Origin of the sequence: Nostoc flagelliforme FACHB-838, assembly GCF_014698065.1 — a bacterium.
Taxonomy (GTDB): domain Bacteria; phylum Cyanobacteriota; class Cyanobacteriia; order Cyanobacteriales; family Nostocaceae; genus Nostoc; species Nostoc flagelliforme_B.
In genome coordinates this window covers 1-11,658 of the sequence record NZ_JACJSI010000188.1, presented here as the reverse complement: position 1 = coordinate 11,658, position 11,658 = coordinate 1, and the positions used below count along the sequence as shown (strand labels likewise).

The following is an 11,658-nucleotide window of genomic DNA, read 5'->3' as shown; positions in this document are numbered from 1 at the left end:
GGGAGTCCGATATGACAAAATGGATAAAACACTGAGTAGCCGTGTGCGGTGAAAGTCGCAAGCACGGTTTCGGATGGGAGGGGTGATGCAGTAATGCACACCTCGACCCTACCTAAGATTTCCAGTGCGACAACATTGAAACAGGGCAACTTCTCATCACCATGCCAACATCTACAATTGACGATAAAGACGTAGCAGCTATCCAAGCCGCTAGAGTTGGGGTTGCAATATGCGATCGCACCGCCTGGGGACGTATCAAAGTATCTGGCGACGATCGCCTCAATTTCTTGCACAACCAAAGTACTAACAATTTCCAAATACTCAAGCCAGGACAAGGTTGTGATACGGTTTTTGTCACTTCCACAGCCAGGACAATCGATTTAGCAACCGCCTACGTTACAGAAGATGCAGTAATCCTGCTAGTTTCACCTAACCGCCGCCAATATCTCATGGAATGGCTGGATAAATATATTTTCTATGCTGACAAGGTGGAATTATCTGATATTACACAAGACACCAACACCTTCAGCCTCATTGGCCCAGGAAGCGACGCTGTTTTAGAAAAGTTGGGTATTGGCGAACTCATTGGGCAACCTTATGGAAGTCATAAAGTATACACCATTACTCCTGCTGAGGGAGTGCGGATTGCTGTGGGTAGTGGGTTAGCTGCGCCCGGATACACTTTTACTTTCCCCAATACTGACAAAGAAACGGTGTGGAATAAATTGTTAGAAGCTGGGGCGGTAGAAATGAGAGATCGCGCCTGGGATGCCTTGCGAATATTACAAGGCCGCCCCGCCCCAGATGCGGAACTTACAGATGATTACAATCCTCTGGAAGTTGGTTTATGGCAAACAATTTCTTTTACTAAGGGTTGCTATATTGGGCAAGAAACTATTGCTCGATTAAATACATATAAAGGTGTAAAACAACACCTTTTGGGTATACGACTCAGCGCCCCGGCGGAAGTTGGAAGTGCGATCGCAGTTGGAGATGAAAAGGTCGGCAAACTTACCAGTTACACAGAAACGGCTGATGGTTATTTTGGATTAGGTTACATTCGCACTAAAGCGGGTGGCGTGGGGTTGAAAGTTAAAGTAGGAGAAACTGAAGGTGAAGTCATAGAAATCCCGTTTGTTTCTCACGATTACCCATAACTAATTCAAGTCAAAATATCTTCTTCTTTATTCCTAGCGCCGTAACAAAATTCATCTACCCAAGAAGCTATACTACGGGCATTAGTGGTTTCAAGATTCACTTTGCTGTTAACATTTTCTGGTTGAATATTCGGATGTTTGCCGTTGTCTTTAACCTCAGTAGTAATTGCTAGTGATCGCTCTGGTTTACCATTACTATTAATCTCAGTGGTAATTGCCAATGATGCGCCCACAGGGATTCGGACAGGTGGTGCGTTGCTCTTAACCTCGGTAGCTAATGCCACAGATGACATAGTTTTGGCTTTGCTGTTAACCTCACTGGTCATTGTCGCCGATCCTCGTGAAGGTAACTGACCAGAGTGCCAGCGTACTGGTCGATATTCCCTTAGCAAACCGGAGGATGGCGTTTTTGCCGGAGTATCTGGAGCAATTTTAGTTGCATTTGCTACTATCAACTCAGGTTTGCGTGTGCGCACTACTTCAGTGGTAGCTGTAATCGATGGCACAAGTTCATCGGCGCGTGACAAGTTGGAGTCTAGAGTATTGGCAAGAGAATGAAACGCAATCTTGCTGGCAGTTACAGCCGATGAGAGATGTTTATCCTCAAAATGCTTCTCATTTGGCAACTCGCTTTCAACTTGGGTTATAGCCATAGAATGGTCTGATTTTGTTAAATGTAACTCTTCATCAGGATTGAAGTTAAGACCTAAAGCGGCGACTATTTTATCTGGATCGTTATTCAGATCCAGCATAAAAGCAAGTATTTCATCAAACTGGGGTTCTAAAACAGACAGTGTTGCCAAAATAAAACTAGACAAAGGACGGCGCAAATCATCATAAGTGCCCCAAATTCGCATTTTGACCAGCCAGGAAATATTTTGCTCGTAGTAACTTAGCCATTTTTGCTTTAAGGATTGACGCAGCTCTTGGATATTCATTAGATGCCTCACTTCAGTTAACAATATTGCAGAGATTGATATTGAAAATTTGGCTTTATTTCTGGGGATGAAACCGATAATAGAGCATCTGTTGGACTCTTTGACCACCTAGCAAATGATTTTCTATCAGTAGAGATACTTCATCAGGTTGAACGCCGCTATACCAGACCATATCGGGTAATACCAGCACCATCGGCCCATTGCCGCATTGTCCCAAACAGCTGCTAGGCGTTATTGTTACATCGGGGATTGGCAAAGCTGCAAAAGCTGCTAAAACCTTAACTGCACCTTGCTTTTTGCAAGTGCGATTTTGACAAACCCGCACACATTTAGGAGAAGAGGGTTGATCTATTGTGGGGAAGTTTGATGGTTGAGTTATGTTTGACATTTTTTAACGAACCACAGAGGCGCAGAGGACACGGAGGAGAGAGGAAAAAGCAGGGGAGGCAGAAGAAAGAAATATTAATTCATGCCTAATGCCTAATGCCCAATGCCCAATTCCCCATAACTAATCTATTGAAAGTCCTTTTGAGGCTAGCCATTCAGGGTTGAATATCCGCGACTGATAGCGGGAACCACTATCACATAAGATGGTGACAATGGTATGTCCTGGCCCCAACTGCTTCGCTAGGGCAACAGCTGCGCCGACATTAATGCCGGTTGAGCCGCCCATTAACAGCCCATCTTTCTTCAGCAGTTGGTAAACTACCCGTAAAGCTTCTTGGTCATCGATTTGAATGGCATCATCAGCAGGTGCGCCTTCCATATTGGCTGTGACGCGACCGTTACCAATGCCTTCGGTGATGGAATTTCCTTCTGTATTGAGTTCGCCGGTTTTGACATAGCTATAAAGTGCGCTACCCAGTGGATCGGCAACAACGCATTTAATCGCCGGATTTTGTTCTTTCAAGTACAACGCCACACCAGCATAAGTACCACCAGTACCAGTTGCAGTTGTCCATGCATCTATTTTACCATCTGTCTGTGTCCAAATTTCCGGCCCTGTGGTTTCGTAGTGGGCGCGGCGGTTAGCTAAGTTATCAAACTGATTCGCCCAAATAGCGTTTTCCAACTCAGCAGCGACTCTGCCAGATAGTTTGACGTAATTGTTTGGGTCTTTGTAGGGTACAGCAGGGACGGGACGAACTTCTGCGCCTAGTGCTGTCAGTGCATTTATTTTTTCTTGTGACTGAGTATCCGGAATAATAATTAGGCATTTGTAGCCTTTGGCGTTGCAAATATGCGCCAGCCCAATGCCAGTATTACCAGCAGTTCCTTCTACAACTGTGCCACCGGGTTTGAGTAAACCTTTCTCTTCTGCATCTTCGATAATATAAAGTGCGGCGCGGTCTTTGACGGAACCGCCAGGATTGAGAAATTCAGCTTTAGCGAGGATTTCACATCCTGTTTCTTCACTGAAACTGTTTAAGCGAATTAGGGGTGTGTTGCCAACAGCGCCGACGAAGCCATTCTTAATATCCATTTTGACTATACCTGTGTGAGTATCTATAAAAATTTTGGCTTATAGCGATCGCATTTCCCCACTCGGCAATCCAATAATAATCATAGTTGCCTAAGCGATCGCATCTGGCAGTGTGATATTTAAGGGTTGCATAAGCTGGTTATATTGCAATACGCTTGGGTTAAAGCTAAAACATAAAACTGGTGTAGGTTGGGTTGAGGAACGAAACCCAACATTATCAAAGCTTTGTTGGGTAACACTAAAGTTCAACCCAACCTACGATTCTGTCTTAACCCAAGCGTATTGGGTTATATTGTCGTCAATTAATTTAAGATTAACGCGATCGCATTTCGTCTCTGAGCAATCCAACAATAATCATAGTTGTTTACCGCTATACCTGAGCCAGCATCAGATCAAAATGAAAGTCATACGTCCACACTGGTAGCTTCATTTTTTCTGACAAAACGGCAGTGACAGCATCGCAGACGGTAATCCGTTGATCTGGAAAACTTGCAGCTTTTTCAACTGCTGCCATATATTGTTCCTGTGAAGGATTAACGAAATGAACTGCTCCTATACATTGTCTAGCAAAGCTAATCGCTTGTTCAGTTCCGAGACGATATAGCAAAAGATTATATGTTTCCAGGTAAACAGGAAAGGGAACTAGGATTATTAAATTTTCTGTATTTATACGTTGTAGTTCGGCTTGGGAGCGCTCATGATATTGGTCGTCTATATCTACAGCAGCATATAAAGGCCCAGTGTCAGCAATTACGGCTCTCAAGGTGTGTTTGGTGGCAATGACTGCAAAAACGTTTGTTCAGCTAGAATTTTATCGTGATTTACTGACGTATCTTTAAATCCGCTTCCCTTGGGTGCAGGAGTAAGGCGTAAACCTTGCTTTTGTGGAGGTAAATAACCACGTTGGCTGAGGAATTCTTCGAGGGCATTTTCTACGATAGCGTTAGCAGGTAAGGAAACTTCTTGATCGCCGATGTAAGCATTGAGAGCATTAGCGATCGCATCTGGCAGTGTAATATTTAGGGATTGCATAAGGTGGTTATATTGTCGTCAATTAATTTAAGAGTAACGCGATCGCATTTCCCTTTATTCACCCATTGAAACTTGACTGCGGTCAAACAACCACCCATCGCCAACTATCTCCTCTAGGCGTTGATTAAGTCGCGGGAGGAAATAATCTGGATCATTTAGCCGTTGCTGAACATACCAATTACCAAACGCTTCCTCTGTTTCAATTCCTTGGGCACTTGCCGCACCTGCTATCATGTTGAAACTATGCTCTTGAAGTTCCTCTAACTGCGGATGACCTTCACCTCGAAGTTTGCAAAAGAACATTGCCGTTGCTCCTAACACGGCTTGTAGTTCATCGCCTTGAGGCACTTTATTATATAAAACACGGATTAACAGAATGGTATCTACTAAAGGTGCTTGAATTCTTAGCGTCAACCAGATTGCTTGAGCTAGGTAAACCAAACCGTTACTTTCATCCGTGAAGCCTAAACTACCCAGAGCTGTTACCAAATTACTGTATGCACTTATTTGTGCAAGTGTTGAAACAACTTGCTCCCAGAGTGCGATCGCTTTTGGGATGTCCCCTTGTTGGGCGAATACCTGTGCCATGCAGTTGAGGGTACTGGCTTTAAGTTGGACATCGCCAATCTGCTCAGATATTTCCAAGGATTGCTCGTAGAGTGCGATCGCTTTTGAAATGTCCCCTTGTTGGGCGAATACCTGTGCCATGCAGTTGAGGGTACTGGCTTTAAGTTGGACATTGCCAATCTGCTCGTTTATTTCCAAGGATTGCTCCCAGAGTGCGATCGCTTTTGGGATGTCCCCTTGTTGGGCGAATACCTGTGCCATGTTGTTGAGGGTAGTGGCTTTACCTTTGACATCGCCAATCTGCTCAGATATTTTCAAGTCTTGCTCCCAGAGTGCGATCGCTTTTGGGATGTCCCCTTGTTGGGCGAATACCTGTGCCATGTTGTTGAGGGTAGTAGCTTTAAGTTTGACATCGCCAATCTGCTCAGTTATTTCTAAGTTTTGCTCCCAGAGTGCGATCGCTTTTGGGATGTCCCCTTGTTGAGCGAATACCAGTGCCATGTTGTTGAGGGTAGTGGCTTTAAGTTTGACATCGCCAATCTGCTCAGATATTTCCAAGGATTGCTCGTAGAGTGCGATCGCTTTTGGGATGTCCCCTTGTTGGGCGAATACCTGTGCCATGTTGTTGAGGGTAGTAGCTTTACCTTGGACATCGCCAATCTGCTCAGATATTTCCAAGTTTTGCTCGTAGAGTGCGATCGCTTTTGGGATGTCCCCTTGTTGGGCGAATACCAGTGCCATGTTGTTGAGGGTAGCGGCTTTACCTTGGACATCGCCAATTTGCTCAGATATTTCTAAGTTTTGTTCCCAGAGTGCGATCGCTTTTGGGATGTCCCCTTGTTGGGCAAATACCAGTGCCATGTTGTTGAGGATAGTGGCTTTTTCTTGCAATTCCTCTTCAGGGCAAAGGCCTAAAGCTTGCTGATAATGAGTAACAGCCTCTTGTACAAAACCCAAAACCCTTTCGGCATTGGCAATGGTTCCCAAGATGCGGTAATCCTGAAAAACTGCCAGAACTTGCTTACATAACTCCAAAGCTTCCACAAAGCGGGAATTGTTCACCCAATTGCTTGCAATCATATCTCCAACGCTGACAGCAATTTCCTGCTCTTTTGCCAGCAGTCCCAAACGTACAATTTCCAGTCCTTCTGCTTCTGTGCGGTTGTCATTCTCCTCCCACCAAACTTTATGGATTTCCCTCACCGCGTGCTGTCGCGTTGTTTGCCATTCTTCTTGAATCAACACTTTTTCTAGTAACGATTCTAAAATTGTCGTCACCCGATAATTAGCTGGCTGGGTGGGGTGAGTGGTGGCAGATTCGACTAAGCTGCTTTTGCAGAGAAGTAACAGAGGGGGAGATGGCGTTAATGATTTCAACAGTAACGGGCAAATTAAACACACTCAACCGTGCAAGAAACTTTTGTTCTTCTGGTTCCAAGGCATCCAGCAGAGTTTGTGCCAAGATATTTTCGCGGAATTTATGCTCAGTCGCCTCCAGCCGATTCAATAATTCATCCGCCGCTATTCCTGGTTGCTGAATCACCTCTAACAACCACTTCAAGAAGCGGGGATTACCATCGGCAATGTGGATAATCTTTTGAGTTCTTAACTGTTGTCTAACTTCTTTATCTAAAGGAAAGCAGATTTTATCAATATCACTACTGCTCATGGTTGCCAAAGATTCCAAGTGCAGGCGATGAGGTGGCAAGGTGTCTTCATTCAAATAACGACAGGTGACAATCAGCCGACTTTCTGCCGCGTTTTCCTCCAATGCTGCACAAATCGCCCCTAAAATCTCGTAAGCCTCTGCCGTCATCCGCAGTGAGCCATCTTTAACGGGAATATTTTGCTCAAAGTCATCCAGCACCAGCAGTAAGGGTTGGTTGTGTTTTTTTTCTATTGCTTCAAAAAAGTTTTGCAACCGTCCTTTTAGAGACACCTTTGGTTCGTTCAAAAGTGCGGGCACATCTGCAAACCGCTCATACTTATTAGAAAGCTTAGTCAGCAAACCTATCTCATCCAAAGGCCCAATCACCACAACTCGCGCAAAATTAGAACGCTGCATCTGCACCCGCGTACATAACCGCGCCGCCAGGGTACTTTTGCCCAATCCACCCATCCCCGCAATAAACACGCCGATTTGATCGCTGGTTTCCTGCAAAGCCTTGAGACACCGTTGCAAAGGTCGTCTGCGTCCGACAAATTCAAACCGACTGGCAACTTTAACTTGATTATTTTCATCCAGAAATTCTTGCTCTGGCGCTGTGAACTTCAGCCTTTCACGATTTCTTGTTCTCAGCGCTGTCACCAGTTCTGCAATGGGGCGCGTATCCCGATACATTCGTAACAGATGCCAGTCGGTGCATTCTTGGTCAATCATCTCCTGCTGCGCCGCTTTCACCGCTTCTTCAACAGTTGCCCCCGTCGCCAAAGCTTGATAAAGTGCCTGTGCCGCTACAATACCCGTGCGGTCAAATACCGGACGCGCCCAGCCTAAAACTATACCTGCTCCCGCCTTCACCAATGCCTGCGCCATCGAGGGTACTGTCCCCTTATTAGGAACCTGTCCCGTATGACAACCAGAGAGAAAAGTTACACGCGGCCAACGTCCGCGAAAGGCTTTAGCTAAATCAGTGACAGTAGTAAGTTGCATATTCCCCACCTCATGTTCAGTGATGAAGCAGGGGGTATTGTCTGCCAGCGTTACACCTGTTGACAGCAAAGAGCCGTAATCTTTTTTGGTATAAATTATCCCGTGTCCCGTGAGGTGAAAGATATCAAAATAGTCTTCTGGGTAGGATTTCACCAAATTAGCCAACTCTGCAACCGAGCCGCTTTCCTCGACAATCAACGCTAAAGGCTGATCCTTAGTTGCTTGCAAAATGTTCGCTTCTTCCCGCTCAAACCCTAGTGGTGGAACTCTGGGATCTTCAGGAGAAGTCGCCATGAACAGCAACCGCAATGGGCGATTTTGCACGCCAATTACTTGGGTTTGACGCTGCTGCACAGAACGCACTGGTAAAACGGAAAGATTCTGGCGTTCTATTAAAAACCCACTGCCATCATCTAGCAATTCCCAAGGCAAATGTGCCAATCCCAACGCTACACGTTCTGTTTCCGGGTTCAACCCCTGCGCTTCGCTGGTTTGAATCAAATCTAGATAAATCGTTTGCTCATCCGCCTCATCCAGCGCCTTTCTCAGCCATCCTTCTTTACCATCCAGCCATTGATAAAGTTGCCGTCCTAACTGGGTGAGATAAGGTAGATGATCTCTTTGTTGAGCATAATAATTTTGCTCACACAAATTAATCAGCGCTGCCAACTCCGTTTTATCCAGGCGACGTGAGCCATAATCACAGCGCAGTTCAAAAGTTTGCTGTTGACTGAGGGCGAAGGTGAAGTTTAGGGGCATGGTTTCAAGGGTAGATTGCACAATAACCTTCACCGTATTATCAGTAAATTCAATCGTCAACAAAGCTAATGCCTTAATGGTTATCGTCGATATTCGTCGCCGCGATCGCCGATAAGCTGGTACAAATCGCGTGATTGGCGAGATACTGCATTGATGCGATCGCAGTTCAACTATAAAATCAGGACAGATGGGGGCAAATCTTTGCTGTTGTTAGGGCTGTGACTATATTGATTAATTGTTATATTCGTTCAGAACACAAGTCCGTTCGTCCAGAACACAAGTCCATTCGTTCAGAACACAAGTCTATTCGTTCAGAACACAAGTCCATTCGTCCAGAACACAAGTCCATTCGTTCAGAACACGAGTCCGTTCGTTCAGAACACGAGTCCGTTCGTCCAGAACGCAAGTCCATTCGTTCAGAACACAAGTCCATTCGTCCAGAACGCAAGTCCATTCGTTCAGAACACGAGTTTTTTCTCAACTATTTGTTGTTTACTGTCGTGTAATTACTGAGCTAATAATCAAATCTTATTAAAAAAAATACTTATTTTTGCAAGCTTTACTGAACCACTACATTATCCCATTGAGCCACTCTATAAAGATAAGTTTAGTAAAAGGTATGCATTGATGCCACGCCAAAAAAGAACCTCTCCTGTGCTAGAAAAAACAGAACAGAGAGTAATCGGATTTAAATCGATTGATTCCAGCCTTGATTTTGGTGATTCGATCAGTTTAAAGAATTTAACTGAGTTAATCGGGCAACTCCGCAACCAGATTGACGAGTATAATATGATGCTAACTGCCATTGACTCAGCAAAGGGAAAAATAGAAACCCTTGAAAAGAGCATTCGGGAAACTTCAGAGCGCTTGGTTAGTGGTGTAGCATTGAAGTATGGCAAAGACAGCCGGGAATACGAAATGACAGGCGGGACACGCAAAAGCGATCGCATTCGTAAAGCCACCATCACCCGGTTAAAATCCACCGCAGACTTAAAAGCAACTTCTAAACAGACGGCGTAACCAACAAAAATTAGGCATCATTTACAGTGAATGATGCCCATTGCATAGGCGTAGTCCGCCGCAGGCATTGCATGATCGTACTGTTAGGCACTTCGCTTTGATTCTGGAAAGCAGGTGCATTTTGTGGTAGCTAACTCTATGAGTTTAGTAGGTAATGAAAATTTAAATAGTAATTTTACTGGGGTTTTTAAATATTTACGTAAGTTACGATACAGCATAATTAACGAGTAATATCATGTCCGTATAAATAGTTATGCTAACCACAGTCATTACACCCCACCCCCTAATCCCTCCCCGCAAGCGGGGAGGGGAGACAAAGCATAGCTTTGGCGGGGTGGGGTTCTTCAAGTTTAATAAGCAATTAAGCGGATATGATACAAATGCTGACATCTTTTCTTTGTCTTAGACGGGGTGGATACCGATGACATCTGAAAGCGATCGCGAAAAAGAACTTGAACAGCGAGAACGTACATTACAAGAACGAGAAGTTGAATTGCGACTCCGGGAAATGGAAACTAACATCCATGCTAACGATGCGGCTTTTCATCAAACTGTGAAGCATCAGCCAGAAAATTCCCAAAAACCTTGGATGAATAAAGTGATTTTGGGTGGGAAACTGTTTGCTCTTGGTGTGGTAGCGCTAGTTGCTGTGAGAATAGCCTCAGTGTTAGCTGGATTTATTATTGTTGGTGCGCTGGGGTGGATGTCTTACAAATTATTTTTGGAATCTAAAAAAACCAATCTTTGATTAAGGTGTAATAATTATGATGAGTGATCGGGTAGCAACTGATAGATTTATCCAAGACTTAGAGCGCGTTGCTCAAGTGCGATCGGAGATTTCTGTGTGTTTAACTAAACTAGCTGAAACAATTAATCAAGCTGAGTTGGCTGGAGACTCTTCATCGGGAAAACTCAGTTTAGAGCGAGATATTGAAGATATTACAATAGCTAGTAAAAACCTCCGCCAAGGTGTATTTCGCCTTTTAGTATTGGGCGATATGAAACGCGGTAAAAGTACGTTTCTCAACGCATTAATTGGGGAAAACCTACTACCGAGCGATGTTAACCCTTGTACCGCAGTCTTAACAGTTTTACGCTATGGCCCAGAAAAGAAAGTTACCATTCATTTTAATGATGGAAAAAGCCCACAACAGCTAGATTTTCAGAACTTTAAATATAAATATACTATTGATCCGGCTGAAGCTAAGAAACTAGAGCAGGAGAAAAAACAAGCGTTTCCCGATGTTGATTATGCAGTAGTTCAGTATCCCTTAACGCTACTAGAAAAGGGAATTGAAATTGTCGATAGTCCAGGATTGAATGATACAGAAGCGCGAAACGAATTATCTTTAGGCTATGTAAATAACTGCCATGCAATTTTGTTTGTGATGAGAGCTTCTCAACCTTGTACCTTGGGTGAGCGCCGCTACCTAGAAAATTATATCAAAGGTCGAGGGTTGACAGTTTTCTTCTTAGTTAATGCTTGGGATCAGGTGCGAGAATCATTGATTGATCCTGATGATGTTGAAGAATTACAAGCATCTGAGAATAGATTACGGCAAGTATTTAACGCGAATTTAGCAGAATATTGTACTGTAGAAGGTCAGAATATTTATGACGAACGGGTGTTTGAGCTTTCCTCAATTCAAGCACTCAGACGACGGTTAAAAAATCCCCAGGCTGATTTAGAGGGGACTGGCTTTCCAAAGTTTATGGATTCGCTTAATACTTTTCTTACCAGAGAACGTGCGATCGCAGAACTCCGTCAAGTTAGAACCTTGGCAAGACTTGCCTGCAATCATACCCGTGAAGCAGTTGCTAGACGTATACCATTACTTGACCAAGATGTAAATGAATTAAAAAAACGGATTGATTCAGTAGAACCAGAGTTTAACAAATTCACAGGTATTCGAGATGAATTCCAAAAAGAAATTATGTAAACGTTCACAGGAGTTATCCTGCTACTGTAAAAAATAAGTACACGTAAATGGTAGATTAAGAGGCATGAATGAAAACTGCCTCGCCTACGGAATCGAAATTTCCGACTTA

12 protein-coding genes and 1 pseudogene are annotated in these 11,658 nt (G+C 44.1%); 5 read left to right on the top strand and 8 right to left on the bottom strand.

Annotated elements, in window-relative coordinates; translation table 11 throughout:
• Positions 1–161 precede the first annotated feature (161 nt).
• The gene (ygfZ, locus tag H6G97_RS36365; protein WP_190945492.1) at positions 162–1,157 is read left to right on the top strand and encodes a CAF17-like 4Fe-4S cluster assembly/insertion protein YgfZ; all 996 of its coding nucleotides are present in this window, start codon (positions 162–164) and stop codon (positions 1,155–1,157) included.
• Between the two features lie 5 nt (positions 1,158–1,162).
• Here ygfZ and H6G97_RS36360 read toward each other — a convergent pair whose 3' ends face one another.
• From H6G97_RS36360 to H6G97_RS53480, 8 genes are all read right to left on the bottom strand, one after another.
• Positions 1,163–2,095 (bottom strand): DUF5331 domain-containing protein, encoded by a 933-nt coding sequence (locus H6G97_RS36360; protein WP_190945490.1) that lies wholly within the window; start codon positions 2,093–2,095, stop codon positions 1,163–1,165.
• 55 nt (positions 2,096–2,150) lie between these two features.
• Positions 2,151–2,483 (bottom strand): (2Fe-2S) ferredoxin domain-containing protein, encoded by a 333-nt coding sequence (locus H6G97_RS36355; RefSeq protein ID WP_190945488.1) that lies wholly within the window; start codon positions 2,481–2,483, stop codon positions 2,151–2,153.
• Between the two features lie 120 nt (positions 2,484–2,603).
• Positions 2,604–3,578, bottom strand: a complete 975-nt coding sequence (locus tag H6G97_RS36350; RefSeq protein WP_190945486.1) for a cysteine synthase A — start codon at positions 3,576–3,578, stop codon at positions 2,604–2,606.
• A 90-nt stretch (positions 3,579–3,668) separates the two neighbouring features.
• Complete coding sequence (locus H6G97_RS36345) at positions 3,669–3,827, bottom strand: hypothetical protein (RefSeq protein ID WP_190945484.1); 159 nt, start codon at positions 3,825–3,827, stop codon at positions 3,669–3,671.
• A 121-nt stretch (positions 3,828–3,948) separates the two neighbouring features.
• The gene (locus H6G97_RS36340; protein ID WP_190945482.1) at positions 3,949–4,341 is read right to left on the bottom strand and encodes a type II toxin-antitoxin system VapC family toxin; all 393 of its coding nucleotides are present in this window, start codon (positions 4,339–4,341) and stop codon (positions 3,949–3,951) included.
• Positions 4,338–4,610 carry a hypothetical protein gene (locus tag H6G97_RS36335; RefSeq protein WP_190945480.1) on the bottom strand — a complete coding sequence of 91 codons (273 nt, stop codon included), beginning with the start codon at positions 4,608–4,610 and terminating at the stop codon, positions 4,338–4,340. The genes H6G97_RS36340 and H6G97_RS36335 overlap by 4 nt, the downstream gene beginning before the upstream one ends.
• A gap of 54 nt (positions 4,611–4,664) precedes the next feature.
• Complete coding sequence (locus tag H6G97_RS53485) at positions 4,665–6,455, bottom strand: tetratricopeptide repeat protein (protein WP_338421919.1); 1,791 nt, start codon at positions 6,453–6,455, stop codon at positions 4,665–4,667.
• Between the two features lie 7 nt (positions 6,456–6,462).
• Positions 6,463–8,589 carry a CHAT domain-containing protein gene (locus H6G97_RS53480; RefSeq protein ID WP_242055761.1) on the bottom strand — a complete coding sequence of 709 codons (2,127 nt, stop codon included), beginning with the start codon at positions 8,587–8,589 and terminating at the stop codon, positions 6,463–6,465.
• 218 nt (positions 8,590–8,807) lie between these two features.
• On the opposite strand from H6G97_RS53480, the gene H6G97_RS36325 reads away from it, so the two are divergent.
• The 4 genes and pseudogenes from H6G97_RS36325 to H6G97_RS36310 form a co-directional block, all read left to right on the top strand.
• Positions 8,808–9,095, top strand: a complete 288-nt coding sequence (locus H6G97_RS36325) for a hypothetical protein (protein ID WP_190945478.1) — start codon at positions 8,808–8,810, stop codon at positions 9,093–9,095.
• 121 nt (positions 9,096–9,216) lie between these two features.
• Positions 9,217–9,609, top strand: a complete 393-nt coding sequence (locus H6G97_RS36320) for a hypothetical protein (protein ID WP_190945476.1) — start codon at positions 9,217–9,219, stop codon at positions 9,607–9,609.
• Between the two features lie 421 nt (positions 9,610–10,030).
• Positions 10,031–10,357 carry a DUF3040 domain-containing protein gene (locus tag H6G97_RS36315; protein ID WP_190945473.1) on the top strand — a complete coding sequence of 109 codons (327 nt, stop codon included), beginning with the start codon at positions 10,031–10,033 and terminating at the stop codon, positions 10,355–10,357.
• Between the two features lie 19 nt (positions 10,358–10,376).
• A pseudogene (locus H6G97_RS36310) lies at positions 10,377–11,546 on the top strand (dynamin family protein); the annotation flags it as partial.
• Positions 11,547–11,658 lie beyond the last annotated feature (112 nt).

Coding starts and splice junctions, on each gene's coding strand:
- H6G97_RS36360 (WP_190945490.1), bottom strand. CDS start 2,095: ATGAATATCCAAGAGCTGCGTCAATCCTTAAAGCAAAAATGGCTAAGT.
- H6G97_RS36320 (WP_190945476.1), top strand. CDS start 9,217: ATGCCACGCCAAAAAAGAACCTCTCCTGTGCTAGAAAAAACAGAACAG.
- H6G97_RS36350 (WP_190945486.1), bottom strand. CDS start 3,578: ATGGATATTAAGAATGGCTTCGTCGGCGCTGTTGGCAACACACCCCTA.
- ygfZ (WP_190945492.1), top strand. CDS start 162: ATGCCAACATCTACAATTGACGATAAAGACGTAGCAGCTATCCAAGCC.
- H6G97_RS36335 (WP_190945480.1), bottom strand. CDS start 4,610: ATGCAATCCCTAAATATTACACTGCCAGATGCGATCGCTAATGCTCTC.
- H6G97_RS36315 (WP_190945473.1), top strand. CDS start 10,031: ATGACATCTGAAAGCGATCGCGAAAAAGAACTTGAACAGCGAGAACGT.
- H6G97_RS53480 (WP_242055761.1), bottom strand. CDS start 8,589: ATGCCCCTAAACTTCACCTTCGCCCTCAGTCAACAGCAAACTTTTGAA.
- H6G97_RS36355 (WP_190945488.1), bottom strand. CDS start 2,483: ATGTCAAACATAACTCAACCATCAAACTTCCCCACAATAGATCAACCC.